Genomic DNA, 26,495 nt, shown 5'->3' on the forward strand with positions numbered 1-26,495 from the left:
TCCCGGCATGCCGAGCGCGACCGACATGGACGACCCCGCCTGGGAGAAGATCGCGGCCCTCATCGACGATCGGAACCCCGGGGCGGTCGCCGCCGCCGTCCGCGACCTGGACGCCGCCGGGCGGCGCGCGGTCGCCAGGGCGCTGCCGGGGCACGTCACGGCCGTCCGCGCCCGGCGCGAACTCTGGGAGGACATCGACGACTTCGCGCCCTCCTTCCGCGCGGCGGGCGCCGTCGCGCTGGGCGGCGCCTCCGCCGTCGCGGCCTGGCTGACCCGCCGCGAGTTCAACTCCCGCTGGTCGGGCGGCCACCACGACACCGGCCTGCTGATGGAGATGTGGGCCGACCGCGACGACGCCTGGCTCGCCGACCTCGCGCGCCGGCTCACGCTCCGGCTGCGCGGCCCCCGGTACATCGGGCTCGACCTCGTCCTGGCGCTGCTGGCCGAGACGGGCATCGAACCGCCCGACCACGATCCGCTCGTCGTCGGCTGGGTGTCGTCCGCGCCGCCCCGCGCGCAGGATCCGCTGCTGCCGCTCCTGCTGCCGCGCGTCTTCGAGGCCGCCGGCGTCGGCCGGGAACTGCGCGACGACTCGTCCTGGCCGCGGACGCTGGCGACGCTCGCCGAGCGGGGCGCGGTCGACCGCCGGATGCTGCTGGACGGCTGCGTCCGCCGGTTCCTGCGCGGCGGGACGGTCCTCGACCTGCGCTTCTTCGTCCGCCTGCACGGCCTGCTCATGCCCGCCGACCCGGCCGCGCGGGAACGCGAGATCCTCGACCACGCCCGCGACTACGTCCGGCTGCTGCCCGTCGCGCCGGGCACCGTCGCCGACCTCGCGCTCGGCCTGCTGATGGAGCCCCAGGAGCTGCCGTCCCGGCACGTGGTGGAGGCGCTGGACGGGGTGCTCTTCCGCGCGGAGTCGGGGCTTGTGAACACAGGGCTGACGTGGCTGCGCGCGACCCTCGGGGACAGGCCCGAACTCGCCGGCGCCTGCGCCGCCGCCCTCGCGCGGGCGTTCGGGCACGAGTCGTACGCCGTCCAGGAGCGCGCGGTCGGGATCGCGCTCAAGCTTCCCGAGGGTACGGACGCGGCCGTGCTCGCCGACGCCGTTCCGCTGCTGCCGCCGGACCTCGGCGCGAAGGCCGCCGCACGCTTCGGCGGCACCGTCGCCGAACCCGAACCGGACGACGGCCCGCCGCCCGTCCTCGTCTCGCCCCCGCCGCCGGACCCGCCTCCCCCGCTCCCGGACCCGATCGACCGGCCGGCGGAACTGGTGGCGGCGCTCGCCGACCACCACCTCCAATGGCCGATCATCGAACCGGTCCTGGTGGCGTTCGCCCGGCTCGCCCGAGAGGACGCCGGCCGCCTGCGCGCCGCGTTCGCGGACGGTCCGCGGCCGGACCCGTATCCGGGGCCGGACGAGCGGTACTGGACCTGGCCGAGCCAGTGGCTCGACGCGGCCGCCCGTCTCCTGACCGGCTCCGGTCCGGTGCCCGCCGACTGGCGCCACCGGCTGCCCGCGCTCCAGGGCGGGGCGTCCCCGCACATCATCCTGCTGTCCCGGTGCGCGGAGATCGCCGCGGCCATCGAGGACGGGACGCCGCCGCCGCTGCTGCTCGCCACCCCCACCGAGCCGACCGGCCACATCGCCCCGGACGCGCTCGTCGACCGGCTGGAGATCCTGCGGTCCGCGGGCGTCGAACCGGGGCCCGCCGACCTCCAGCAGGCCCTGCTGCGGCTGCCGCGCGAGATCGCGCAGGGCGCCGTGCGGCGCGCGTCCGCGCTGACCACGCCCGCCGGGCGCACCGCCGCGCGCTGGCTGGCCGAGGGCGGGCTGCCCGTCCCCGAGGTGTCGATGGGCCCGCTGGTGAAGGGCCGGGCACAGCCCGTGATCGACGCCCCGCCGACGGGCCTGCCGCTGGTCGACGCGGTGTTCACGGCACCGCCCATGTACTCCGGCGGGCGGCACGGCTTCTACCGGCACGACTGGGCGCGGCAGCTGCCCTCCCATCCCGAGGTCGTCGCCGCGCACGTCCTCCCGCACCTTCCCGGCGGCCGGTTCGGCTCCGGGGCGCCGATCGGCGAGTTCACCGGACTCACCGCGGGGAACGGGCCGTTCGCCGAGGCGATCGCCCACCACCTGGCCCGCCACCTCGGGGGACGGCGCGGCGGGGCCGCCGGTGACGCGCTGCTCACCATGGCCGCCCGCGGCGACCTGCCCGCCGCCGCTCTCGGCCGGCACATCGGGGGGCTCGTCCGCGCCGGCGAGATCCGCCCGGTGCGGATCATCGAGGCGCTCGACCGCGCGGCGGACGCGGGCGCCCACGCCGAGGTCTGGACGGCGATCGCCGCGGCCCTGCCCGTCCTGTGCCCCGGGCCGGGCGAGCGGCCGGTGAACTCCCTCGACCGCCTGCTCGCCCTCGGTCTCAAGACCGCGCGCTGGTCCGGTACCCGCGGACCCGTCCCGCAGGTCGAGCAGCTCGCCGCCCGCAAGGGGACGTCCAACGTCGTCCGCGAGGCGCGCGCGCTGTCCGCCCACCTCGCCGCTCCGTAGGGCTCGGTGCCGGGGCGTCAGGCCAGGTCGGAGGGGTTGGTGTTGGCGCCGCAGAGGACGATCAGCACACGCTCGTCCGGGGACGGGCGGTAGGCGCCGGCGCGTAGGGCGGCGACCGCGGCGGCGGTGCCGTGTTCCACGACCAGGCGGTACTCGTCCCACATGAAGCGGCGCGCCTCGATGATCGCCTCGTCGGACACGAGGACGGGCCGCACCCCGGTGCGGGACGCGACCGCGAACGCGATGTCGCCGAGCCGGGTGGCGCCGAGCGAGTCCGCCGCGACCCCGGACACCGCCACGTCGACCGGGCCGCCGGCGTGCAGGGCGCGTTCGAGCGTCGGGATCGTCGCCGGCTCCACCCCGACGACGCGGGCCCGCCCGTCGAGGGCCGCGGCGACCCCGGCCATCAGGCCGCCGCCGCCGACCGCGAGCAGCACGGTGTCGACCTCGCCGCCGGTCTGCTCCAGGATCTCCAGGCCGAGGGTGCCCTGGCCGGCGCAGACCTCCGGCAGGTCGTAGGCGTGGCAGAACAGCGCGCCGGTGTCGGCGGCGCGTTTGAGGGCGGCGTCCTGCGCCTCGGCGTACCGCGTGCCGACCTGGACGACCGCGGCGCCGAGGGCGCGCAGCCGCGCGACCTTCACCGCCGGCGCCGTCTCCGGGACGAACACCTCGGCGGGCACGCCGGTCTCCGCCGCCGCGTACGCGAACGCGAGGCCCGCGTTGCCGCCGGAGGCGGCGACGACGCCGGCGCTCGGGAGCCGCCCCGCGTCGCGCGCGGCGAGGACGTGGTTGAACGCGCCGCGCGCCTTGAACGACCCGGTGTGCTGGGCGAGTTCGAGTTTCAGCCACATCCGCCCGGCGGGCGCGAGCGGGGCCGGGTCGACCTCGATCAGCGGCGTGCGGCGGACGCGGCCCGCGACGCGGCGGGCCGCCGCCCGGACGTCCGATTCAGCGATCATCGATCTTCCTCCCGGCCTCAGCGGTCAATCCCAGTTTGGCGCATGACGACGCGTCGGGCGGCCGGGAGCGGCGTCACTCCGTGTCGCCGAGCGCGGCGGCCCGGTCGAGGAGCACCGCGCGCTCCGGAGCGTTGCGGGTCAGCTCCGCGGCGCGCTCGAACTGCTCCCGGGCCTCCTCCCGGCGGCCGAGGCGTTCGAGCAGGTCGCCGCGGACGCTCGGCAGCAGGTGGTAGCCGCGCAGCGACGGCTCGTCCAGCAGCGCGTCGGTGATCTCCAGGCCCTTCTCCGGGCCGTGCGCCCGGCCGACCGCGACCGCCCGGTTCAGTTCCACGACGGGTGACGGGGCGACGCTCGCGAGGATCTCGTAGAGGGACGCGATCTGCGTCCAGTCGGTGTCCTCGGCGGCGAGGGCCTGCGCGTGGGTGGCGGCGATGGCCGCTTGCAGGACGTAAGGGCCGGGAGGCTGCCCGATGGCCTTGGCGCGGAGCAGGGCGGCGAAGCCCCGGTGGATGAGGAGCCGGTCCCAGAGGGCGCGGTCCTGCTCCAAGAGCGGGATGGGTTCGCCGGACGGCCCGGTGCGCGCGCGTGTCCGGGACGCTTGGATCTCCATCAGTGCGGCGAGCCCGTGCACCTCGGGTTCGCCCGGCGCGAGTTCGGCGAGGATGCGGCCGAGGCGCAGCGCCTCCTGGCACAGGTCGGTCCGCACCCAGGCGTCGCCCGCGGAGGCCGCGTAGCCCTCGTTGAAGATGAGGTAGACGACCTCCAGGACGGACGACAGCCGCGCCGCGCGGTCGTCGCCCTGCGGGACCTCGAACGGCACGCCGGCGTCCGCCAGGGTCCGCTTGGCCCGGACGATCCGCTGCGCCACGGTCGACTCGGAGACCAGGAACGCGTGCGCGATCTCGTCGGTGGTGAGGCCGCCGAGCATCCGGAGCGTCAGCGCCACCCGCGCCTGCACCGACAGCACGGGATGGCAGGCGGTGAAGATCAGCCGCAGGACGTCGTCCTCGATGTGCCCCTCGTCCGGGACGTCGAGCTCCGGCGGCGCCTGGCTCTCCAGGTCGCGGCCCATCTCCTCCAGCTTGTGCGCGAAGCGCTGCTGCCGGCGGATGCGGTCGATGGCGCGGCGCTTGCCGACGGCCATGAGCCAGGCGCCCGGGTTGTCCGGGACGCCTGACTCGGGCCACTGTTCGAGCGCGGCGACCAGCGCGTCCTGCGCGAGTTCCTCGGCGAGCCCGATGTCGTGCACCATCCGCGCGAGGCCGCCGATGATGCGCGCGGACTCCAGCCGCCACACCGCGTCGACGCTCGCCCGCACGCCGGGCGCGTGCCCATCGGGCCCTCTCGAAGCCGTCACGCCGCCGATGAGAGCATCCGCACCGGCCGCCGCGCAAGCTCAGCGCGCGGTCACTGCCCCGGGTAGGGGTCGTCCGGGCCGAACACCTGCTTGATGACGCCCTCGCCGCCCCCGACGATCCCGTAGAACCGCTTGGACAGCTCGATCGCCTCCTCGCGGGTGCGGACCTCGATCAGCGCGAAGCCGACGACGCCCTCCTTCGACTCGGCGAACGGGCCGTCGGTGACGGTGATCTTGCCGTCGACCGCGCTGATGCGGGTGCCGTCCGGCTCCAGCCCGCCGGTCGCGAGCAGCACCCCCGACTTGGCCATCTCCGCGATGAACTCGCCCATCTCCTGCTGCATCCGCTCGTCCGGGGGAGCGGTGTCGGGGCCGGTGTCGGTGGTCATCATCATGAATCGCATGGCTGCCTCCTGTGGTCGGTGTCCGGGGTCATCCCCAGCCTTCACTGGCGCGTCGAAGAGGGGGAGGGCGGATCGACATCCCGGATCGACTTTTTTCGGATTTTCTTCGGAGCATGGATCGTGCCAGGTCAGCCCGCCAGCGGGACGACCTGGCCGCCAGATATTCCCGCAGATCACGACAAAACGGGCGGTTCGGGACCGGTGGGCAAGCGGCCCGGCGTCGAGTAACTTCTCTCCGTAGGTAGTTTTCTTTCCTGTCGAGGAGGAGTTCCGTGGGAGATTCGGCACCGGATACCGGTCCGCGACCGGAGCCCGACATCGACGACACGGTGCCGCAGTCCGCGCGCATCTGGAACTACTGGCTCGGCGGCAAGGACAACTACCCCGTCGACAGGGCCGCCGGCGACCAGTTCGTCGCCGCCTACCCGCAGATCGTGGACATCGCCCGGCACTCGCGGGCCTTCCTCTCCCGCGCCGTCCGCTACCTGGCGGGCACCGTCGGCATCCGGCAGTTCCTCGACATCGGCACCGGCCTGCCCACCGTCGACAACACCCACGAGGTCGCGCAGCGCGTCGCGCCCGAGTCCCGCATCGTCTACGTCGACAGCGACCCGCTCGTCCTCTCGCACGCCCGCGCGCTGCTGACCAGCAGGCCGGAGGGCGCCACCAGCTACGTCGACGCCGACCTGCGCGACCCCGCCCGCATCCTCGCCGAGGCCGGCCGCACCCTCGACCTCGGCGAACCCGTCGGGCTGATGCTGCTGAACATCCTCGGGCACGTCGCCGACTACGACGAGGCGCGCGCGGTCGTCCGGCACCTGGTGGGAGCGCTTCCGCCCGGCAGCCACCTGGTGATCGCCGACGGCACGGACGTCGTCACCGGCGAGGCGTTCCGGAGCGCCATCGAGATGTGGAACCAGGCCAGCGACGCCCCCTACCACCTGCGCACCCCCGAGCTGATCGCCGGCTTCTTCGAGGACGTGGAGATCCTGGAGCCGGGGGTCGTGCCGGTGTCGCGGTGGCGCGCCGAGGCCGGCCCGTTCGGCGAGCCGGACGAGGTGGACGAGTTCTGCGCCGTGGGCGTGAAGAGATCATGACCGCCCGCCCCCGCCCGGACGAGCCGCTGCGCACCGCGCCGGACCTGCGGGCCGCCGGGCCCACCGTGCTGCGCATGGTGGTCGGCGCGCAGCTGCGCCGCTTCCGCGAGGCGGCCGGGATCTCCACCGAGGACGCCGGGTACGAGATCCGCGGCTCGCATTCCAAGATCAGCCGGATGGAGCTCGGCCGGGTCGGCTTCAAGGAGCGCGACATCGCCGACCTCCTGACCCTTTACGGTGTGACCGACCCCGGCGTCCGCGACACGCTGCTGGAACTGGCCGCGCACGCCAGCACCCCCGGCTGGTGGCACGCGTACGGCGACGTGGTGCCCGGCTGGTACGAGCCCTACCTCGGGCTGGAGCAGGGCGCCCTGGTCGCCCGCGTGTACGAGGTCCAGGACGTCCCGGAGCTGCTGCAGACCCCCGGCTACGCCCGCGCCCTGCTCGCCGCCCGCCACCCGGACGCCTCCAAGGAGGAGGTCGAGCGCCGGGTCGAGCTGCGGATGGCGCGCCGCCGCGTGTTCGAGCGCCCCGACCCGCTGAAGCTGTGGGCCGTCCTGGACGAGGCGGTGCTGCGCCGCGTCGTCGGCGGCCCCCGGACGATGCGCGCGCAGATCGAGCACCTGATCGCGATGGCGGAGCGGCCGAACATCACCGTGCAGATCCTGCCGTTCACCACGGGCGGCCACGCGGCCGAGAGCGGCCCGGTGACGCTGCTGCGGTTCGCCGAGCCCGAACTGCCCGACGTCGTCTACCTGGAGCAGCTCACCGGCGCCCTGTACCCCGACCGCGCCGCCGACATCGCCCGCTACCGCGACGTCCTCGACCGGATCGGCGTCCAGGCCGAACCGCCGTCCCGCACCCCGCAGATCCTCCGCGACCTCCTCATCCCCTGACATCCGCGACCTCCTTATCCCCTGACAGCGGCGATACGCTCGCGGACGCCCGGCTCCGGGCCCGCGAGCAGGACGTCGGACGTGCGGTGGGCCCAGGTGCCGGCGAAGGCGAGGCCCGCCTCGGTGCGCACGGCGACCAGGGTGGGGGGACGCGGGCTCGTGCTCAGCCGGATGGCCGGCGACCGGACGCTGGTGCTGGCCGCGTGCGCGACCGCGCTGTTCGCCACGACCGTCCTCGCGGCGCTGACCGGCTACGTCGGATCGGTGACCGGCGAGGGGCTGCGCCGCACGCTCGTGGCCGCGACGTTCGAGTCGGCGGGGACGACGATCGGCGTGCACGTCCCCGCGGACGGCCTCCCCGGCGTGCGGGACCGGACGAGGGTCGCGCCCGCCGCCCTGGCGGTGGAGGGCGGCCTGCTGCGGCTGAGCATCCCGGCGACCCCGTACCAGCGGACCTACCAAGGGGACGCCGTGCCCGTGCCCCGGGTGTCCGTCCACGCGATGGCCGCCGGGGCCGGGCCGCCGCCGGGCCACCCGTCGGAGAACGCCGACCTGCTGCCCGCCGTCCCCGGCGTCGTCACGAGCGAGCTGGCCCGGCGCGCGGACGCGGGCGTCGGCGGCACCGTCACCGTGTCCACCGCCGACGGCGAGCAGCCGATCACGGTGGTGGGCGTCGCCCCGGCGCTGCCGAGCGTGCCCGGCGGCACGGCGGGCGCCCTGGTGGACCTGCCCACGCTGACCGAGCGGCGGCTCGCCGTGACCGGAGCGGACCCCGCCGCCCTCGCGCCATCGCGTTCGCGGTGAACGCGGCGGTGACGGCCGGGGAGCGGTCGCGCGAGTCCGCCGTCCCGCACATCGTGCTCGGCGTGCGCGCCGCCCGTCCGTATCCGCCCGTCGAGGCGGTGTTCCCGTGGCCGGCCCTGCTGGTGATGACCGCCGGGGTGGCGGCGGTGCTCGGGCTCGTGCTGCGGGTCATGATCGGTGCGCTGCGCCGCCGTGACCTCGCCGCCGACCTGCGCATGGGGGAGGACCGGTAGGCGGTCGCCGGCCGCTACTGCCGGACGGGGACGTAGGTCGCGATGACGACGCCGGTCTTGAACGTCCTGATGCCGGCCGGCTCGAACGCGGCCTTGAAACCGGAGCGGGTGATCAGGTGCTCCGGGTCGGCGGGGCCGGCGAAGACGGGGTGGATCCACAGGCGCAGCTCGTCCAGCAGGCCGTTGCGGATGAGCGTCCGGGTCACCGGGCCGAATCCGTACTGGAGGATGTCCTGGCCGTCGCGCTCCTTGAGCCCGGTGATCTCGGCGACGGCCTCCGCCCGGGGGATCGCCGTCGTGTCGCCCCAGCCCGGTTTCTTCAGCGAGTCGGACACGACGTAGTGGGGGAGGGTGTTCATCCGGACGCCGAAGTCGCCGGTCGCCTGCTCCATCGCCGGCCACGCCTGGGAGAAGCCGTCGAACGTCCGGCGGCCCATGAGCAGGGCGCCGCAGGAGAACAGCAGCTCCCGCGCGTAGGCGGCGGCCTCGTCCCCGAAGTAGGCCGGCGTCCAGTGCTGCGGCTTCTCGACGACGCCGTCGAGCGACACGTACGTCGAGTTGATGATCTTGCGCATGCTCGTCCTCCAGGGGATCCGACCGGTGCCGCGCCTGCCTCTCGCCTGCTCTTGTCCCGCATGGCACCGCCGCCGCGCACGTCGTTTACCGGATCATTACGCCGTCCCACCTGGCGGAACGTTGGGTGATTTGTCGTATATTGCAACAGCATTGCGGAAAGTCACGGAAAGGTTGCGGCCCCTTGTGGTCCGTGCCACAAACACTTGATCATGAGCGGCTGTGGGGCGACGGGGGCTGGTACTCAGGCGGATGGCCGGCGATCGCATGCTGGTCCTGGCCGCGTGCGCGACGGCCCTGTTCGCCACGACCGTGCTCGCCGCGCTGGTCGGCTACACCGGGTCGGTGACCCGCGAGGGGCTGCGGCGCACGCTCGCCGACGCCACCTTCGCCACGGTGGGGGCGACGCTCGGCACCCACGTCCCCGCGAACGGCCTCCCCACCGTGCAGGACGAGGTCTCCCGAGGGCTCGAGCAGATCTACCGGGACGTGCCGCTCACCGTCTCGATGAGCGTGCGCAGCGACTCCTACACGCTGCCCGGGCAGGAGAAGAGCGACCACCCCGAGCTGACCGCGTTCGGGACCTACACCGGCATCGAGAAGCACGCGCGGCTCACCGCGGGCCGCTGGCCCGCCGCCGCGACGTCCGGTGAGGTCGAGGCGGTGCTGCCCGGCGCCGCAGCCCGCGCGATCGGCGCCCGCGTGAACGACGTCCTCACCCTGCACGGCCGCGTCGACAAGAAGTCCGTCGTGCGGGTCCGGCTGGTCGGGCTGTTCGACGTCCCCGACCCGCAGCACTACTTCTGGCAGGGCGACCGGCTCGTCACGACCGGCGCCGAACGCCTCGACTACACGACGTACGGGCCGTTCGTCGTGCCGCCCGAGGTGTTCGCGGAGCGCTTCACCGGCACCGGGGCCGACGCCCGCTTCACCGTCATGCCCGACCTGCGCGGCGTCGCCGCCGGGGACCTCGGCCCGCTCGGCGACCGGGTGACGCGCGCCGCCGGCACCTTCGAGGACATCGGCGGCGGCGAGCAGTTCACCGTCGTCACCGAGCTCCCCGAGCTGACCTCGCAGCTGCGCGGCGCCGTCCAGGTGGCACGGTCCACGATGCTGATCCCGGTGATCCAGCTGGTGCTGCTGGCCGGGTGCGCGTGGCTGCTGGTCGCCCGGCTGCTGGCCGACCACCGGCGCGGCGAGGTGGCGCTGCTGCGCACCCGCGGCATGGGCATGCGGCAGCTCGCCCGGCTCGGCATCGCCGAGGGGCTGCTGATCGTGCTGCCCGGCGCCGTGCTCGGCCCGCTGCTCGCCGGTCCGCTGCTGCGGCTCGCCGGGCACGCCCCGGCGCTGCGGTCCGCGGGGCTGCGGCTGGACGCCGGACCGCTCGCGCCGCTGTGGGCCGTGTCGGTGCTGACCGCGCTGGCCTGCGCGGTCGTCCTGACGATCCCGACGCTGCGCGGCGCCAACCGCACGTTCGTCGAGGCGCAGGCCGGGATCGGCCGGCAGGGACGCGGCGGCCTGCGCGGCTCCGGCGTCGACCTCGCGCTGCTGCTCGTCGCCGGCCTCGCGATCTGGCAGCTCACCCGGTACGGGGCGGACGGCGCGGGCGACACCGGGGACGGCGCGTCCGGCATCGACCCCTTCATCGTGTCCGGCCCCGCGCTGGCGCTGCTCGCCGGCGGGGTGCTGCTGCTGCGCGTCGTGCCCGTGGCGTCCCGCGCCGCCGAGCGCGTCGCGACCCGGGCGCGCGGGCTGGTGCCCGTGCTCGGCACCCGGCAGGTCGGGCGCCGCCAGCTCCGCTACGCGGGCCCGGTCCTGCTGCTGGTGATGGCGATGGCCGTCGGGGTGCTGTCGGTGACGACGATGGCGACCTGGCGCGCGTCGCAGACCGACCAGGCCGACTTCCAGAGCGGCGCCGACCTGCGGTTCGCCCGCACCGCCCAGGCCGGCGGCCCGGCGGCGCTCGGGCAGGGCGGGCGGTTCGCGGCGCTGCCCGGCGTCACCGGGACGGTGCCGGTGCTGCGCGCGGACGCCGACCTCGGCAACGACCCGGCGACCCTGCTCGGCGCCGACGCGAAGGCGCTCGGCCCGCTGCTGCGCGTCCAGCCCGGCCTGCGCGACGACCTGCGCCTGGACGAGCTGGCGAAGGCCAGGCCGCCCGCGCCCGCGCTGACCGTCCCGGGCCGGCCGAAGCGGCTGCTGTTCGACGTGCGGCTCGGCCACGCCGGGCGGGTGCCCCCGATGCCCGAGGACTACGCGCCGCCGCCCGGCCCGGACCACAAGATCGCGGTGACCGTCATGGACGGGGCCGGGCTGGCCCGCCGGTTCGACCTGCCCCCGTTCGACGCGGACGGCGACGTGCACACCCTCGCCCTCGACACGGCGCAGATGGCCGGGCCGGACGGCGTGCTCTCCTACCCCCTGTCGGTCCGGGGCGTCCACTTCGCCTACGACGACAACGCCCTCACCGGCCCCCTCGACCTCCGGCTGCTGGACGTGCGCGGCGAAGGGACCGGCAAGGCCGAGGCGCCCGCCGGAAGCCGCTGGGACGTGTTCGCCGAGCAGCCCAACCTGGTCGACCCGCTCAAGCCGCACGCCACCGGCGCGCGGGGCGCCCTGGTGGGCCTCGTGATCCCCATGTCGCCGCTCCTGCACGAGAGGGCGAGCGAGGTCCTCGGATCCGAGACGGGCACGGTGGTCCACGGGGTGCTCGGCACGCCCTCGCCGCCCGCCCACGACCCGCGGAACGCCGACCTCCTGCCGGCCGTGCCGGGCGTCGTCACCGAGGAGGCCGCCGCGCGCGCCAAGGTCGGCGTCGGCGGGACCATCACCCTCAGCACCGTGGACGGCGACCAGCCGGTCAAGGTCGCGGGGATCGCCCCCGCGCTGCCGACCGTGCCGGCCGGCGCCCCCGGCGTCCTCGTGGACCTGCCGACGCTCACCCAGAGCCGGCTCGCCGCGGGCGGCTTCATCAGCGGGAGCATCGAACCCGGCGAATGGTGGGCCGCGGTGCGCGGCGGGCGCACCGCCCCGGCCGCGGCGGCGCTCGCCGAGCACCCCTCCTGGGGCGAGGTCGCCGGCGACCGCGTCCGGACGCGCGCCGAACTCCGGGACGCCCCGCTCGGCGCGGCCCTGCAGGGGGCGCTCGTGCTCGGCTTCGGCGCGTCGCTGGCCTTCGCGGTCATCGCGTTCGCGGTGAACGCCGCGGTGACCGCGGGCGAGCGGACCCGCGAGTTCGCGGTGCTGCGCGCCCTCGGCGTCCCGCCCCGGCAGGTCGCCGGGATGCTCGCCATCGAGCAGGCGTACCTGGTCGCGCTCGGCCTGCTCGGCGGGACGGTGCTGGGCCTCGTCGTGGCGCGGCTCGTCGTCCCGCACATCGTGCTCGGCGTGCAGGCCGCGGAGCCGTACCCGCCCGCCGAGCTCGTCGTGCAGTGGCCGATCCTGCTGGCCATGCTCGCCGGGGTCGCGGCGGTGCTCGGCCTCGTGCTGCCACCGGTGATCCGCATGCTGCGCCGCCGCGACGTCGGCGCCGGCCTGCGCGTGGGGGAGGACCGATGAGGAGCACCGCCCTGCGGCTGGCGCGGGCGCAGTGGGCGCCGCTCACCGCGCTGGCCGTGCTGTCGCTGCTGACGGCGCTGCTCGCGGTCGCCGTCCCGGCCCGCACCGCCGCCGGCTACGACCGCGCCGCCGCGGCCGCCGCCGGCGCCGACGCCGACATCCTGATCCAGGGCAAGGCGCGCGGCAACGAGGCGTGGGCGGCGGTGCCGAGCCGGGCCGCGCTGGAGGCCAACAACGTCACCTGGCAGCAGATGCTGCCGGCCTCGCTGCGCGCCGTCGCGGGCGAGCCGGAGGCGTCCGCCACCGCCGAGCGGATGTCCGTCGAAGGGAAGTTCGACGCCCCGCGCCTGCTCTACCTGGGCTGGGACCTCGGCGCGCTGAGCCGCGTCCGCCTCGTGGCGGGCACGCCCGCGATCAACCCGGCGACCGAGACGAGCGGCGACATCCGGGTCATGGTCGCCAAGAAGTACGCCGACCAGCTCGGCTACAAGACCGGCGACCGGATGGCCCTGGGCGGCATCACCGTCCGGATCACCGGTCTGTACGAACCGGTGAACGCCGCCGACCCGTTCTGGTCGCCCCGCACCCGCATGCTGCACCCGGTCAAGGAGAGCCTCGGCGGCGACGGGATCCAGGGCGACGCGGGCACCGCGCTGATCGACGCCGGCGCGTACTCGCGGCTCGCGCGCGGGGGCGCCACGCAGTTCACCTTCACCTGGCGCTTCCCGATCCGCGTCGGCGCCGTCGGCGCGGACGACGCGAGCACCCTGGCCGCCGACCTCGACGCGCTCCGGTCCGCCGTCCGGGGCCGCGCCGCGTTCTTCTCCTGCGACGTCATCACCGCGCTCGACGACCGGCTGAACGAGTTCGCCGGACGCCTGCACACCGCCCGGTCCGTGCTCGGCCTCGCGCTCGGCGGGCTCGCCGCCGTCGCCGCCGGGGCGCTGCTGCTCGCGGCCGGGCTGCTCGGCGACCGGCTCCGGCCGGTGCTCGGCACGATGCGGGCGCGCGGCGCGTCGCTGCGGCAGCTCGCCGGCCCCGCCGTCGGGCTCACCGCGCTCGCCGCCGTCCCCGCCGCCCTGCTCGGCTACCTCGCGGGACGGCTGCTGGACGCCGGCCCGCCGCAGCCCGTGTCCGCCTACGCGGTCACCGCGCTGGTGGCCGCCGTGCTGCTCGTCTCCGCCGCCTCGGTGTGGCGGGAGCGGGGCGGCGGCCTCGGCTCCGTCGCCGACCGCCGCGACGACCTGGTGTCCGTGCGGCCGTCCGCGCGGCGGCTCGTCCTGGACGTGCTGCTGGTCGCGCTCGCCGTGATCGGCGTGGTGCTGCTGCGGCGGCGCGGCGCGTCCGCCGGGACCGACCCGCTCGTCGCCGCCGTCCCGGTGCTGCTCGGCGCGGCGCTCGGCGTGCTCGTCCTGCGCGGCTACCCGTACCTGCTGCGCGCCGCCGGGCCGTTCCTGCGGCGGCGCAGCGGCGCGGTCGCGTTCCTCGGCGTGGCCCGCGCGTCCCGGCAGAGCCTCGTGGGGGCGCTGCCGCTCGCCGTCCTGCTGCTGGCCGCGACCGTCGCCGGCTTCACCGCCACCGTCGACACCGCCCTGCGGGACGGGCAGGTGCGCGCGTCCTGGTCGGACACCGGCGGCGACGCGCGGATCGAGGCCGGGCCGGTGGACGAGGCGGCACTCGCCCGCATCCGCGCCCTGCCCGGCGTGACGGGCGCGGTCCCGGCCCGGATCATCACCGGCGTCACCAGCGCCTCCGACCCGGCGCCGCTGACACTGGTCGGCGTGGACCTCGACGCCTACCGCAAGCTCGCACCCGGCGTCCCCGGCCTGCCGTCCGGGACGGGCGCCTACCTGTCGCCGCTCGCCGCCCGCACCCTCGGGAACGGCCCGGTGACGCTGGGCCGCCCCGGGATGACCTCGATCGACGTCAAGCCCGCCGGGCAGGTCGAGCGGTTCCCCGGGCAGGGGACCGGCACCGCGTTCGTCGTCGTCCCGTACAAGCTGATCGCCGGCGAGACGGGCTTCCCGTCCCAGGTGTTCGTCACCGGGAACGTGGACGCGAAGGCCCTGCGCGCCGCCGCCCCCGGCGGGGACGTGCGGATGCGCCGGGACGTCCAGAAGGCCATGACCGACACGCCGCTGGTGACGGTCGTCCACGAGACGTTCCGCGACGGGGCGCTCATCGGCGGCGCGTACGGCCTGCTCGCGGTGCTGCTCGTCCTCGTCGTCGGCGCGCGCGCCCGCGGCCGCACCGTCGCCCACCTGCGCGCCCTCGGCCTCAGCCGGAGGCAGAGCCGCGGCCTCGCGCTCGTCGAGATCGCGCCCGTGCTGCTCTGCGCGGTCGGCGCCGGCTGGGTGCTCGGCCTGCTGCTGCCGGAGATCACCGGGCCGGTCGTCGACCTGCGCCCCTACACCGGCGGGTTCGCCGTCACCGCCCACACGCCCGGCCTCGCCGCGCTGCTCGGCCTCGTCGGCGCGCTGCTGCTCGCCGCCGCCGCGGCCGTCGCCGTCGACCGGCTCTTCGACGCCCGCCCCGGCACCGTCCTGAGAACGGGGGACTGATGACCAACGCACCCGACCTCGCGGAACTGGAACGCCGCGCAGCCGAACGCGGGCCCGTCTACGGCGAGGGCGCCCACATCGTCTGCGACAACCTGGTCCGCATCTACAAGACGGACGGCATCGAGGTCGTCGCGCTCCAGGGCCTCGACCTGCTGGTGGACCCCGGCGAGCTGGTCGCCATCGTCGGCGCGTCCGGCTCCGGGAAGTCGACGCTGCTGAACATCCTGTCCGGGCTGGACGTGCCGACCGCGGGCGTCGCCCGCGTCGCCGGGTCCGACCTGCTCACGATGGCGTCCAAGGAGCGGCTCCGGTTCCGCCGCGAGCAGGTCGGGTTCATCTGGCAGCAGACGTCCCGCAACCTCCTGCCGTACCTGACCGCCGTGCAGAACGTCGAGCTGCCCATGCGGTTCGCCGGGCGGTCCCGGCGCGAGCGCGCCACCCGCGCCGCCGAGCTGCTCGGCATGCTGGACGTCGGCGACTGCGCGAACCGGCGCCCCGCCGAGCTGTCCGGCGGCCAGCAGCAGCGCATCGCGATCGCCGTCGCCGTCGCCAACGAGCCCAAGGTCGTGCTCGCCGACGAGCCCACCGGCGAGCTCGACACCGCCACCGCCGCCGGGGTGTTCGCCGCGCTGCGCCGCGTCAACGAGGAGCTCGGCACCACCACCGTCGTCGTCACCCACGACGCGCAGGTGTCCGAGCGCGTCGACCGGACCGTCGGGATCCGCGACGGCCGCACCAGTGTCGAGGTCCGCCGCGGCGGCGGCACCGCCGAGGAGTACGCCCTGCTCGACCGCGCCGGGCGCGTCCAGCTGCCCGCCGCGTTCACCGAGTCCCTCGACATGCGCGACCGCGTCCGCCTCGCGCTGGAGAGCGACCACGTCGGCGTCTGGCCGGACCGGGAGGAACCGCATGAGTGACCCGATGGTGGCCGTCGAGGACCTGACCCGCGTCTACCGCACCGGCAAGATCGAGGTCCCGGCGCTGCGCGGCGCGTCGTTCAGCGTCGACGCGGGGCAGCTCGTCGCGATCAAGGGCCGGTCCGGCTCCGGCAAGACGACGCTGCTCAACCTGATCGGCGGCCTCGACACCCCGGACGGCGGCACCGTCCGCGTCGACGGCCGCGACGTCGGCGCCCTCCCCGAGAACGACCTGCTGGCGCTGCGCCGCGACCACATCGGCTACGTCTTCCAGTCGCACGGGCTGATCCCGGTGCTGTCGGCCGCCGAGAACGTCGAGGTGCCGCTGCGGCTCGTCCGGACGGACCCGAAGGAGCGCGACGAGCGCGTCCGCGTCCTGCTCGCCCTCGTCGGGCTCGGGGACCACGCCGCCCAGCGACCCTACGAGCTGTCCGGCGGGCAGCGGCAGCGCGTCGCGATCGCGCGGGCCCTCGCCAACCGCCCGCGGCTGCTGCTGGCCGACGAGCCGACCGGCCAGCTCGACTCCGAGACGGCCGCCGCGATCATGCCGCTGCTGCGCGCGGTGGTGGCCAGCGAGGGCGTCACGGTCCTGGTCGCCACGCACGACCAGGGGCTGCTCTCCGAGGCCGACCGGGTGCTGAGCCTGGAGGACGGCGTGATCACCGAGGCGACCGTCCCGGCGGGCTGAGTCACTCGACGGGCACCGTGTAGGAGAGCTCGTAGCGGTCGGCTGGGACCACGATGTCGGCGGTCTCGACGGGCCGGTCCCCGGTGTAGGTGCGCCGGATCACCATCACGACGGACCCCCTCGGCGCGCGGAGCCGCTCGGCCTCGTCCGCGAGGACGGGCCGCGCCGTGACGACCTCGGTGGCCTGAGCCACGTCCCGGCCGATGGCCCGCATCCGCGCGACCACGCCCGCCCCGGCCTGCGGCCCCTCCTCCGGCAACATCACCGGTGTGCCCCAGGTCAGGTCGAGCGGCTCCCAGGACGTGGACAGCATGACGGGCTGGTCGCCGGCGAAGAAGGTGTAGCGCGTCACCATCACGGGCTCTCCCACCGGGATGCGGAGGCGTTCGGCGACGTCCGGCGACGCCTTGTCCGTCTCCGAGCCCGACAGCCACGTCCCCTCGTGGCCCTGCGCCTCCATGTCCGCGCGGAACGGGGAGCCCGCCCGGCCGTTGGCGCGATACCAGGCGCTGGTGAGGCGCCGCACCTGCGGGCGCCGCCGCACGTACGTGCCGCTGCCCGAGCGGGACACCACGTAGCCCTCGGACACCAGCAGCCGGACGGCCTCGACCGCCACCCGGTCGGAGACGCCGTGCTCGCCCGCGAGCTTGTACCGGGAGGGGACCCGGTCGCCGGGGACCAGGCGGCCGTCGGCGATCTGCCGGCGCAGGTCATCGGCGATGCGGAGGTATGCGGGTCTGGTCACGGTCACTCCGGCTGGCGACGTGGATGATCGTTTTGTGGGTGTTCCTGCCGGAATGATCGCAGCCGATCCGTTGCCCGGACGTTGCGCCGGTTGGGTGGGCGATCGGGCGGGAAGTGATCGTTCATGGCGACCGTGGTTCTGGTGGGGACGCTCGACACCAAGGGGGACGAGTACGCGTGGCTGCGCGAGCGGCTGCGCCGGCTCGGCTGCGACGTGGTCCTCGTGGACGCGGGGGTCGGGCCGCCGCAGACGGAGGCCGACGTCCCGGCCGACGAGGTCGCGCGGGCCGGGGGCGCGTCCCTCCAGGTGCTGCGCGACGCCGGGGACCGCGGAGCCGCCGTCACCGTGATGGGCGAGGGCGCCGCGGCCGTCCTCGCCGAGCTGGACCGGGTCGACGCCGTGCTCGCCGTCGGCGGCAGCGGCGGGTCGTCGATCGCGGCGCGGGCCGTCCGCGACCTGCCCATCGGCGTGCCCAAGCTGATCGTGTCCACGATGGCGGCCGGGGACGTCGCGCCCTACGTCGGGGCCAAGGACGTGGCGATGATGTACAGCGTCGTCGACATCGCGGGCGTGAACCGGGTGTCGCGGCTCGTCCTCGGGAACGCGGCGGCAGCGGCGGCCGGGATGGCGAAGGCGTACGCAGCGCCCGCCCCGGTCATGGACGACCGGCCGCTGGTCGGGGCCTCGATGTTCGGCGTCACCACGCCGGCCGTCGAGGCGGCGCGCGAGCGGCTGGACGAGCTGGGCTACGAGGTGCTCGTCTTCCACGCGACCGGCGCCGGCGGGCAGGCCCTCGAAGGGCTCGCCGAGAGCGGGCTCCTGGCCGGCGTCCTGGACCTCACCACGACCGAACTCGCCGACGACCTCGTCGGCGGCGTCCTGTCGGCCGGGCCCGACCGGCTCACGGCGGCGGGCAAGACCGGCGTCCCGCAGGTCGTGGCGCCCGGCGCGCTCGACATGGTCAACTTCGGCCCGCTCGCGACGGTCCCGGAGCGCTTCCAGGACCGCAACCTCTACGTCCACAACCCGACCGTGACGCTGATGCGGACGACCCGGGACGAGATGGCCGAACTCGGGCGGCGGGTCGCGGGGAAGCTCGCGGCGGCCACCGGCCCGACCGTGCTCTTCCTGCCCCTCCAGGGCGTGTCGGCGCTGGACGCGCCGGGGATGCCCTTCCACGATCCGGAGGCGGACGAGGCGTGCTTCGCGGCCCTGGAGGGCACCGTGGAGACCGAGAGGCTCGACATGAACATCAACGACCCGGCGTTCGGCCGCGCGATGGCCGACCGGCTGCACAAGCTGATCACGGAGGGGGCGCGGTGAACCGCGACACGGTCCTGTTCCGGCTGCGGAACGCCACCGCGGAGGGCAAGCCGATCATCGGCGCGGGGGCGGGCACCGGGCTGTCCGCCAAGTGCGCGGAGGCCGGCGGCGTCGACCTGATCATCATCTACAACTCGGGCCGGTACCGGATGGCCGGGCGGGGCTCGCTGGCCGGGCTGCTGCCCTACGGGGACGCCAACCAGATCGTGGTGGAGATGGCGTCGGAGGTGCTGCCGGTCGTCAAGAGCACGCCCGTCCTGGCCGGGGTGTGCGGCACCGACCCGTTCCGGCTGATGCCGGTCTTCCTCGACCAGTTGAAGGCGATGGGGTTCGCGGGCGTCCAGAACTTCCCCACGGTGGGCCTCTACGACGGGGTGTTCCGGCAGAACCTCGAAGAGACCGGCATGGGGTACGCCCTGGAGGTCGAGATGGTGCGGCTCGCGCACGAGCGCGGCCTCGTCACCGCCCCGTACGTCTTCGACGAGGACCAGGCGCGCGCCATGGCGGAGGCCGGCGCGGACGTCCTCGTCCCGCACGTCGGGCTCACCACCAAGGGCAGCATCGGCGCGGGCACCGCGCTGACGCTGGACGAGGCGGTCGAGCGGGTGCAGGCCATGCGGGACGCCGCGTTCGCCGTCCGCCCCGACATCGTCGTCCTCTGCCACGGCGGCCCCATCGCCGAACCCGAGGACGCCGCCTACGTCCTGTCCCACACGGAGGGCGTCGTCGGCTTCTTCGGCGCGTCCTCCGTCGAGCGCCTGCCGACCGAGCGGGCGATCACCGAGCAGGTCGCCGCCTTCAAGAACCTGGAGCTGTGAATGCGAGTCGGTCCCGATGACGTGGCGACGATGTCGTTCGACTGGGGGTCCATCAAGTGGTTCGTCACCCCGTCGAGCGTGGAGGGCGCGGGCAGCACGCTGGGCGAGGTGATCGTCAACCCCGGCAAGGGGCACGCGCGGCACAACCACCCCGGCGCCGAGGAGGTCATCTACGTGATCTCCGGCGAGGCGACGCAGATGGTGGACGACGGCGAGCCCTTCCCGATCCGCGAGGGCGACGCCGTCCACATCCCGAAGGGCGTCTGGCACTCCACGTACAACACGACGTGGCGGCCGCTGCGCCTCATCGTGACGTACACGCCGGGCGGCGAGGAGAAGGCCCTCGAAGGCGCCCCCGACTTCTGCCGCCACGACCCCGGCGCCGTCCCGGAGTGGAACCGGGCCTAGCCGCCCGGCTCGATGATCTTGCCGCGGACGTAGACCCAGTCGCCGTCCCGGCGGACGAACCGGCTGACCTCGTGCATCTCGCCGGGCCGCCCGTCCGCCAGGTAGCGGGCGCGGAACTCGACGACGCCCTTCTCGTCCGCCGGGCCGCCGTCCTCCTCCCGGACGATGTCGAGCCCCGTCCAGCGGGTGCCGCCCTCGAAGCCGACGCGCTCCGGGCGGGTCGCCGGGTGCCACGTGCGCAGCAGGTACGCCTCGTCCTCGACGGCGAACGCGCTGAACCGCGACCGCATCAGCTCCCCGGCCGTCTCCGCCGACCCCTCACCCCGGTGCAACCGGCCGCAGCAGTCCCGATACCGGGCGCCGACACCGCACGGACATTTCTTGGCCACAGCCCGCATTCTGCCCTGCGAGGAGGCATGCTCGCGGAACCATGATTCTTCGCGGGGGATGTCTGATCGGGACGTCCGCCGATCGTCTAGGGGGTGACAGCAACCGACCGCCCCGGACTCCGGGGCGTCCCGAAGGAGCGTGTCATGGACCTGACGATGAACACGATCGACATCGTGGTGGCCGACATGGACGCCGCCATCGCCTTCTACCGCCGGCTCGGCGTCGAGTTCAAGACCGACGCCGCCTACCCCGGCCACGCCGGCTGCGACCTGCCCGGCGGGCTGCACCTGATGCTGGACGCCGAGGAGTTCCGCGGGCCGACCGTCGACGGCTGGACGAAGCCGTCCGGCGGCCCGCGCACCTTCCTCGCCTTCCAGGCCGGGTCCCCGGCGGACGTCGACGCCAAGTACACCGAGCTGACCGAAGCGGGGTACACCGGAGCCAAGGAGCCGTGGGACGCGTTCTGGGGCATGCGCTACGCGACCGTCCTCGACCCCGACGGCAACGGCATCGACCTGTACGCGCCGCTGCCCGCGAGCTGAGGGGGAGACCGACATGAAGTACGTGCTGATGTTCGTCGAGACCGAGGAGTTCGCCGCGGAGCTCGCCGCGATGAGCGAGGACGAGCGCCAGGCGTCCTACGAGCAGGTCGCCCAGTGGTTCGCGCGGCACGCGGCGCAGATCACCCACCACGGGCACCTGCAGCCCGCGCACACCGCCACCACCATGCGCCTGGACGGCCCCGAGCCGATCCTCACCGACGGCCCGTTCGTCGAGGGCAAGGAGGTCGTCAGCGGCTACGCCGAGGTGGAGGTCGCCGATCTGGACGAGGCCCTCGCCATCGCCCGGTCCTGGCCCGCCTGCCCCATCGTCGAGGTCCGCCCGCTCACCTGACGGGCGCCGCGTGACCGAGGGGGTGAACGCCGAGCTGACCCGCGTGCTGCGCGAGCACGCGGGCCGGCTCACGGCGTCCCTCATCCGGACCCTCGGCGACTTCTCCGCCGCCGAGGACGTCATGCAGGACGCCCTGGAGACCGCGCTGAAGCGCTGGCCCGCCGAGGGCATCCCCGAGCACCCGGACGCGTGGCTGCTCACCACGGCCCGCCGCCGCGGCATCGACCTGCTGCGCCGCCAGGCCAACTACCGGGAGAAGCTGGCCCGGCTCCAGTGGCCGGTGCCCGGCGAGCCCGACGACCGGCTCAAGCTCGTGTTCACCTGCTGCCACCCCGCGCTGCCGGTGCCCGCGCAGGTCGCGCTCACCCTGCGCACGGTGTGCGGGCTGACGACCGGGCAGATCGCCGCCGCGTTCCTCGTCCCGGAGACGACGGTCGCGCAGCGCATCACCCGCGCCAAGCGCAAGATCACCGACGCGCGCATCCCGTACCGGATCCCGCCGGACGGCGAGCTGGACGAGCGCCTCGACCAGGTCCTCGCCGTCGTGTACCTGCTGTTCAACGAGGGGTATCTGACGAGCGGCGGCGACCGCCCGCACGCCCGCGACCTCGCGGACGACGCGCAGTGGCTCGCCGAGAGCCTCGCCTGGCTGATGCCGCGCCGGCCGGAGGTGCTCGGCCTGCTCGCCCTGATCAGGCTGCACCAGGCCCGGACGCCCGCCCGCTTCGACGCCGCCGGGCACCTCGTCCTGCTGCGCGACCAGGACCGGACGAAATGGGACCACGACGCGGTCAAGGAGGCGACCCGGCTGATCGGACGGGCCGCCGCGATGCGCCGCCCCGGCCCGTACCAGGTGCAGGCGGCGATCGTCGCGTGCCATGCGGAGGCTCCCACCTGGGACGACACCGACTGGACGCAGATCCTCGTCCTGTACGACATGCTGCTGGGCATGACGCGGTCCCCGGTGGTCCGGCTCCACCGCGCCATCGCGCTCCGCTACGTCCAGGGCTCCGAGGCCGCGCTGGCCGAGCTTGACCCGCTCGCCAAGGCGCTGGACGGCCACCACCTGTACCACGCGACCCGCGCCGAACTCCTGCGCGACGTCGGCCGCCAGCGCGACGCCCACACGGCCGACCGCCGCGCCCTCGCGCTCACCGCGAATCCCGCTCAGCAGGCCCTGCTCGCCGACCGCCTCACCTGGTCCTGAACCCACGGCGGCGCTGGGCGCGTCAGGGCGGCGTCAGGATCGGCGTCGGCGGTGTCAATATCGCGTAGCGAACGGCGGCCGGGTGGAAATTCGTCCCTATGGTCGGATTCGTCCGGCCGAAACGCGCGCCGGGAATTCGATGGGGGCACCGATCGTGCAAGACGTCGTCTTCGTGCTGCTGACCGTGGCGGTGTTCGCCCTGCTCGGCCTGCTGGTGAAGGGCGTGGAGAAGCTGTGACCGCGGAGAACGCCGTCGGGCTCGGGCTCGCGGCGGTACTGATCCTTTTCCTGGTCGCGGCGCTGCTGTTCCCGGAGCGATTCTGAATGGACACGACCCTCGCGGGGATCCTTTTCCTCGGGTCCCTGGTAATCGCCTTGGCCGTGGTCTACCGGCCGCTCGGCGATTACATGTACCGCGTTTACAGCCGTCCGGAGCACGGCCGGGCCGAACGGGCCGCCTACCGGCTCGTGGGCGCCGACCCGGACGCCGAGCAGACCTGGGGCGCCTACGCCCGGAGCGTCCTCGCCTTCTCCGTGGCGGGAATCCTCTTCCTGTACGGGCTGCAGCGCCTGCAGAACCACCTGCTGCTCAGCCTCGGGTTCGGGCCGGTCAAGCCGGACCAGGCGTGGAACACCGCGGTCAGCTTCGTCACCAACACCAACTGGCAGTCGTACTCCGGTGAGGCGACGATGGGCCACCTGGTGCAGATGGCGGGCCTCGCGGTGCAGAACTTCGTGTCCGCCGCCGTCGGCATGTCCGTCGCGGTCGCGCTGATCCGCGGGTTCGCGCGGAAGAAGACCGACCGGCTCGGCAACTTCTGGGTCGACCTGACCCGCACCTGCCTGCGCGTCCTGCTGCCCATCGCCTTCGCCGGCGCCGTGCTCCTGATCGCGGGCGGGCTGGTGCAGAACTTCGGCGGCGGCCACGCCGCCGACACGATCACCGGGGCGCGGCAGCTGATCCCGGGCGGGCCGGTCGCGAGCCAGGAGGTCATCAAGCTCCTCGGCACCAACGGCGGCGGCTTCTACAACGCCAACTCCGCGCACCCGTTCGAGAACGCGGCCGCCTGGACGAACTGGCTGGAGATCTTCCTCATCCTGCTGATCCCGATCGCGCTGTGCCGGACGTTCGGCCGCCTCGTCGGGCAGAACCGGCAGGGCTACGCGATCCTCGCCGTGATGGGCACGATCGCGCTCATCAGCGTCTCGCTCGTCAACGCCTTCCAGCTCGCGCACCACGGCACGGTGCCGACCGCCGCCGGGGCGGCGATGGAGGGCGTGGAGACGCGGTTCGGCGTCGCGAACTCCGCGACGTTCGCGGGCGCGACCACGCTGACCTCGACCGGCGCCGTCGACTCCTTCCACGACTCCTACACGAGCCTCGGCGGCATGATGACGATGATCAACATGATGCTGGGCGAGGTCGCGCCCGGCGGCGTCGGCTCCGGCCTGTACGGGATGCTGATCCTCGCCGTCGTCACCGTGTTCGTCGCCGGGCTCATGGTCGGCCGCACCCCCGAGTACCTCGGCAAGAAGATCGGCCGCCGCGAGATCACGTTCGCGGCCCTGTACTTCCTGACGACGCCCGCCCTCGTGCTGGCCGGGACGGCGGTCGCCATCGCGCTCCCGGAGGGCCGCGCGGGCATGCTCAACGGCGGCCCGCACGGCTTCAGCGAGGTGCTGTACGCGTTCACGTCGGCGTCCAACAACAACGGGTCCGCCTTCGCCGGGCTGACCGTGAACACCGTCTTCTACGACACCGCGCTCGGCCTGTGCATGGCGTTCGGCCGGTTCCTGCCGATCGTGTTCGTCCTCGCGCTGGCCGGGTCGCTGGCACGGCAGGGCGCCGTGCCCGAGTCGGCCGGGACGCTGCCGACCCACCGCCCGCAGTTCGTCGGGATGGTCGTCGGCGTCACCGTCGTCCTGGTCGCGCTGACCTTCCTGCCCGCGCTCGCGCTCGGCCCGCTCGCCGAAGGGATCGGCTCATGACGACGCAGACCATCGAACCCGCGCCCGCGCGGCCGGCCGAGCGTGGGCCCGGCGGGCTGCTCGACCCGGCACAGCTGGCCAGGTCGCTTCCGGACGCGTTCCGCAAGCTCGACCCGCGCACGCTGTGGCGCAACCCCGTCATGTTCATCGTCGAGGTCGGTGCCGTGTGGACGACCGTCCTCGCCGTCCTCGACCCGAGCGTGTTCGGCTGGCTGATCGTCGCCTGGCTCTGGCTGACCGTGCTCTTCGCGAACCTCGCGGAGGCGGTGGCGGAGGGGCGCGGCAAGGCGCAGGCCGACTCGCTGCGCAAGGCCAAGACCGACGTGGTCGCGCGCCGCCTCGCCGGCACGGCCGAGGAGCGGGTCCCGGCGCCCGAGCTGCGCCGCGGTGACCGGGTGGTCGTCGAGGCCGGGGAGATCATCCCCGGGGACGGCGACGTCGTCGAGGGCATCGCCAGCGTGGACGAGTCGGCGATCACCGGCGAGTCCGCGCCGGTGATCCGCGAGTCCGGCGGCGACCGGTCCGCGGTGACCGGCGGGACGCGGGTGCTGTCGGACCGGATCGTCGTGGAGATCACCCAGGAGCCCGGCCGGTCGTTCGTGGACCGGATGATCGCCTTGGTGGAGGGCGCGAGCCGGCAGAAGACGCCGAACGAGATCGCGCTCAACATCCTGCTCGCCGCGCTCACCATCGTGTTCCTGCTGGCGGTCGCGACGCTCCAGCCGATGGCGATCTACGCCAAGGACGTCAATCCGGGCGTCCCCGACGGCCCCGCCCTCGGTGGGCACGGCGTGACCGGCATCGTGCTGGTGTCGCTGCTGGTCTGCCTGATCCCGACGACGATCGGGGCGCTGCTGTCGGCGATCGGCATCGCCGGCATGGACCGGCTCGTCCAGCGCAACGTCCTCGCGATGAGCGGCCGCGCGGTCGAGGCGGCGGGCGACGTCGGCACGCTGCTGCTCGACAAGACCGGGACGATCACGCTCGGCAACCGGCAGGCCGCGGCCTTCGTCCCCGTCGCCGGGGTGGGGGAGGACGCGCTGGCCGACGCCGCGCAGCTGTCCAGCCTGGCCGACGAGACGCCCGAGGGCCGCTCGGTCGTCGTGTTCGCCAAGCAGCGCTACGGCCTGCGCGAGCGCACGCCCGGCGAGCTGAGCCACGCCACCTGGGTGCCGTTCAGCGCGCAGACCCGGATGAGCGGCGTCGACCTCGACGGCGCGCCCGAGCGGCACCTGCGCAAGGGCGCCGCCGGGGCGGTGGCCGAGTGGGTGCGCGAGAACGGCGGCGCCGTCCCGTCCGACCTGGCCTCGATCGTGGACGGCATCTCCGCGTCCGGCGGCACCCCGCTCGTGGTGGGGGAGCGGACGGGCGGCGCGGCCCGCGTCCTCGGCGTCGTCCACCTCAAGGACGTCGTGAAGGAGGGCATGCGGGAGCGGTTCGACGAGATGCGCCGGATGGGCATCCGCACGGTGATGATCACGGGCGACAACCCGCTGACCGCCAGGGCCATCGCCGACGAGGCCGGGGTGGACGACTTCCTCGCCGAGGCCCGCCCCGAGGACAAGCTCGCCCTGATCAAGCGGGAGCAGGCCGGCGGCCGGCTCGTCGCGATGACCGGGGACGGCACCAACGACGCGCCCGCCCTCGCGCAGGCCGACGTCGGGGTGGCGATGAACACCGGCACGTCCGCCGCCAAGGAGGCGGGCAACATGGTCGACCTCGACTCCGACCCGACCAAGCTCATCGAGATCGTCGAGATCGGCAAGCAGCTGCTCATCACGCGCGGCGCGCTGACCACGTTCTCCATCGCCAACGACATCGCCAAGTACTTCGCGATCATCCCGGCGCTGTTCGCGGGCCTGTATCCGGGGCTGGACGCGCTGAACGTCATGCGGCTGCACAGCCCGGAGTCGGCGATCCTGTCCGCGGTCGTGTTCAACGCGCTGATCATCGTCGCGCTGATCCCGCTCGCGCTGCGCGGGGTGCCGTACCGGCCCGGCGGCGCGTCCCGGCTGCTGTCCCGCAACCTGCGTGTGTACGGGCTCGGCGGGCTCGTCGCCCCGTTCGTCGGCATCAAGATCATCGACCTGTTCGTCCAGTTCCTTCCGGGGGTGTCGTGA

24 protein-coding genes are annotated in these 26,495 nt (G+C 74.5%); 18 read left to right on the top strand and 6 right to left on the bottom strand.

Annotated elements, in window-relative coordinates; all coding sequences use genetic code 11:
- Positions 1 to 7 precede the first annotated feature (7 nt).
- Positions 8 to 2,554 (top strand): DUF7824 domain-containing protein, encoded by a 2,547-nt coding sequence (locus ACGFI1_RS06305; protein ID WP_392783621.1) that lies wholly within the window; start codon positions 8 to 10, stop codon positions 2,552 to 2,554.
- A 17-nt stretch (positions 2,555 to 2,571) separates the two neighbouring features.
- On the opposite strand, the gene ACGFI1_RS06310 is transcribed toward ACGFI1_RS06305, so the two are convergent.
- The 3 genes from ACGFI1_RS06310 to ACGFI1_RS06320 all read right to left on the bottom strand — a co-directional run bounded on the left by ACGFI1_RS06310 (position 2,572) and on the right by ACGFI1_RS06320 (position 5,274).
- Positions 2,572 to 3,513 carry a threonine/serine dehydratase gene (locus ACGFI1_RS06310; RefSeq protein ID WP_392783624.1) on the bottom strand — a complete coding sequence of 314 codons (942 nt, stop codon included), beginning with the start codon at positions 3,511 to 3,513 and terminating at the stop codon, positions 2,572 to 2,574.
- Between the two features lie 73 nt (positions 3,514 to 3,586).
- Positions 3,587 to 4,765: an RNA polymerase sigma factor gene (locus ACGFI1_RS06315; protein ID WP_392784549.1), complete on the bottom strand. Its 1,179-nt coding sequence runs from the start codon at positions 4,763 to 4,765 to the stop codon at positions 3,587 to 3,589.
- A 155-nt stretch (positions 4,766 to 4,920) separates the two neighbouring features.
- Positions 4,921 to 5,274 carry a YciI family protein gene (locus ACGFI1_RS06320; RefSeq protein ID WP_135655624.1) on the bottom strand — a complete coding sequence of 118 codons (354 nt, stop codon included), beginning with the start codon at positions 5,272 to 5,274 and terminating at the stop codon, positions 4,921 to 4,923.
- A gap of 272 nt (positions 5,275 to 5,546) precedes the next feature.
- Between ACGFI1_RS06320 and ACGFI1_RS06325 the strand changes: the two genes are divergently transcribed.
- The 4 genes from ACGFI1_RS06325 (at position 5,547) to ACGFI1_RS06340 (ending at position 8,304) form a co-directional block, all read left to right on the top strand.
- Complete coding sequence (locus ACGFI1_RS06325) at positions 5,547 to 6,371, top strand: SAM-dependent methyltransferase (RefSeq protein ID WP_386875488.1); 825 nt, start codon at positions 5,547 to 5,549, stop codon at positions 6,369 to 6,371.
- On the top strand, positions 6,368 to 7,267 hold the full coding sequence (locus ACGFI1_RS06330) for a helix-turn-helix domain-containing protein (protein WP_392783629.1): 900 nt from the start codon (positions 6,368 to 6,370) through the stop codon (positions 7,265 to 7,267). Before ACGFI1_RS06325 ends, ACGFI1_RS06330 begins: the two co-directional genes overlap by 4 nt.
- A gap of 159 nt (positions 7,268 to 7,426) precedes the next feature.
- Positions 7,427 to 8,071: a hypothetical protein gene (locus ACGFI1_RS06335; protein WP_392783632.1), complete on the top strand. Its 645-nt coding sequence runs from the start codon at positions 7,427 to 7,429 to the stop codon at positions 8,069 to 8,071.
- A complete protein-coding gene (locus ACGFI1_RS06340; protein WP_392783635.1) occupies positions 8,068 to 8,304 on the top strand; it encodes a hypothetical protein in 237 nt (78 codons plus the stop codon). Before ACGFI1_RS06335 ends, ACGFI1_RS06340 begins: the two co-directional genes overlap by 4 nt.
- Positions 8,305 to 8,318: 14 nt before the next feature.
- On the opposite strand, the gene ACGFI1_RS06345 is transcribed toward ACGFI1_RS06340, so the two are convergent.
- Positions 8,319 to 8,879: a dihydrofolate reductase family protein gene (locus tag ACGFI1_RS06345; protein ID WP_392783638.1), complete on the bottom strand. Its 561-nt coding sequence runs from the start codon at positions 8,877 to 8,879 to the stop codon at positions 8,319 to 8,321.
- A 250-nt stretch (positions 8,880 to 9,129) separates the two neighbouring features.
- Between ACGFI1_RS06345 and ACGFI1_RS06350 the strand changes: the two genes are divergently transcribed.
- Genes ACGFI1_RS06350 through ACGFI1_RS06365 form a run of 4 tightly spaced genes read left to right on the top strand, consistent with a single transcriptional unit; the run spans position 9,130 to position 16,601 of the window.
- On the top strand, positions 9,130 to 12,435 hold the full coding sequence (locus ACGFI1_RS06350) for an ABC transporter permease (RefSeq protein WP_392783640.1): 3,306 nt from the start codon (positions 9,130 to 9,132) through the stop codon (positions 12,433 to 12,435).
- A complete protein-coding gene (locus tag ACGFI1_RS06355; protein WP_392783643.1) occupies positions 12,432 to 14,996 on the top strand; it encodes an FtsX-like permease family protein in 2,565 nt (854 codons plus the stop codon). Before ACGFI1_RS06350 ends, ACGFI1_RS06355 begins: the two co-directional genes overlap by 4 nt.
- Positions 14,996 to 15,913 (top strand): ABC transporter ATP-binding protein, encoded by a 918-nt coding sequence (locus tag ACGFI1_RS06360; RefSeq protein ID WP_386875500.1) that lies wholly within the window; start codon positions 14,996 to 14,998, stop codon positions 15,911 to 15,913. Before ACGFI1_RS06355 ends, ACGFI1_RS06360 begins: the two co-directional genes overlap by 1 nt.
- Positions 15,906 to 16,601, top strand: coding sequence for an ABC transporter ATP-binding protein (locus ACGFI1_RS06365; protein ID WP_138636047.1), 696 nt, complete (start codon positions 15,906 to 15,908; stop codon positions 16,599 to 16,601). The genes ACGFI1_RS06360 and ACGFI1_RS06365 overlap by 8 nt, the downstream gene beginning before the upstream one ends.
- 1 nt (position 16,602) lies before the next feature.
- On the opposite strand, the gene ACGFI1_RS06370 is transcribed toward ACGFI1_RS06365, so the two are convergent.
- A complete protein-coding gene (locus ACGFI1_RS06370; RefSeq protein WP_392783646.1) occupies positions 16,603 to 17,346 on the bottom strand; it encodes a GntR family transcriptional regulator in 744 nt (247 codons plus the stop codon).
- Between the two features lie 123 nt (positions 17,347 to 17,469).
- Between ACGFI1_RS06370 and ACGFI1_RS06375 the strand changes: the two genes are divergently transcribed.
- Genes ACGFI1_RS06375 through ACGFI1_RS06385 form a run of 3 tightly spaced genes read left to right on the top strand, consistent with a single transcriptional unit; the run spans position 17,470 to position 19,895 of the window.
- Positions 17,470 to 18,669 carry a Tm-1-like ATP-binding domain-containing protein gene (locus ACGFI1_RS06375; protein ID WP_392783648.1) on the top strand — a complete coding sequence of 400 codons (1,200 nt, stop codon included), beginning with the start codon at positions 17,470 to 17,472 and terminating at the stop codon, positions 18,667 to 18,669.
- Complete coding sequence (locus ACGFI1_RS06380) at positions 18,666 to 19,487, top strand: phosphoenolpyruvate hydrolase family protein (RefSeq protein WP_138636044.1); 822 nt, start codon at positions 18,666 to 18,668, stop codon at positions 19,485 to 19,487. The genes ACGFI1_RS06375 and ACGFI1_RS06380 overlap by 4 nt, the downstream gene beginning before the upstream one ends.
- Positions 19,488 to 19,895 carry a cupin domain-containing protein gene (locus tag ACGFI1_RS06385; RefSeq protein ID WP_138636043.1) on the top strand — a complete coding sequence of 136 codons (408 nt, stop codon included), beginning with the start codon at positions 19,488 to 19,490 and terminating at the stop codon, positions 19,893 to 19,895. It abuts the gene before it with no gap.
- On the opposite strand, the gene ACGFI1_RS06390 is transcribed toward ACGFI1_RS06385, so the two are convergent.
- Positions 19,892 to 20,293 (bottom strand): YchJ family protein, encoded by a 402-nt coding sequence (locus tag ACGFI1_RS06390; RefSeq protein ID WP_392783652.1) that lies wholly within the window; start codon positions 20,291 to 20,293, stop codon positions 19,892 to 19,894. The two genes, ACGFI1_RS06385 and ACGFI1_RS06390, sit on opposite strands and share 4 nt — an antisense overlap.
- A gap of 135 nt (positions 20,294 to 20,428) precedes the next feature.
- Here ACGFI1_RS06390 and ACGFI1_RS06395 point away from each other — a divergent pair, with 135 nt between their 5' ends.
- The 6 genes from ACGFI1_RS06395 (at position 20,429) to kdpB (ending at position 26,495) form a co-directional block, all read left to right on the top strand.
- Complete coding sequence (locus ACGFI1_RS06395; RefSeq protein WP_392783655.1) at positions 20,429 to 20,827, top strand: VOC family protein; 399 nt, start codon at positions 20,429 to 20,431, stop codon at positions 20,825 to 20,827.
- 13 nt (positions 20,828 to 20,840) lie between these two features.
- Positions 20,841 to 21,179, top strand: a complete 339-nt coding sequence (locus tag ACGFI1_RS06400; protein WP_386876835.1) for a YciI family protein — start codon at positions 20,841 to 20,843, stop codon at positions 21,177 to 21,179.
- Between the two features lie 10 nt (positions 21,180 to 21,189).
- Positions 21,190 to 22,386 (top strand): RNA polymerase sigma factor, encoded by a 1,197-nt coding sequence (locus tag ACGFI1_RS06405; protein WP_392783659.1) that lies wholly within the window; start codon positions 21,190 to 21,192, stop codon positions 22,384 to 22,386.
- Between the two features lie 234 nt (positions 22,387 to 22,620).
- Positions 22,621 to 22,710 (top strand): potassium-transporting ATPase subunit F, encoded by a 90-nt coding sequence (locus ACGFI1_RS06410; RefSeq protein WP_138636037.1) that lies wholly within the window; start codon positions 22,621 to 22,623, stop codon positions 22,708 to 22,710.
- Positions 22,711 to 24,375 carry a potassium-transporting ATPase subunit KdpA gene (gene kdpA / locus ACGFI1_RS06415; RefSeq protein ID WP_392783662.1) on the top strand — a complete coding sequence of 555 codons (1,665 nt, stop codon included), beginning with the start codon at positions 22,711 to 22,713 and terminating at the stop codon, positions 24,373 to 24,375.
- Positions 24,372 to 26,495, top strand: coding sequence for a potassium-transporting ATPase subunit KdpB (kdpB, locus tag ACGFI1_RS06420; RefSeq protein WP_392783665.1), 2,124 nt, complete (start codon positions 24,372 to 24,374; stop codon positions 26,493 to 26,495). The genes kdpA and kdpB overlap by 4 nt, the downstream gene beginning before the upstream one ends.

It is taken from the genome of Actinomadura geliboluensis, from assembly GCF_043197915.1.
GTDB lineage: Bacteria > Actinomycetota > Actinomycetes > Streptosporangiales > Streptosporangiaceae > Spirillospora > Spirillospora geliboluensis.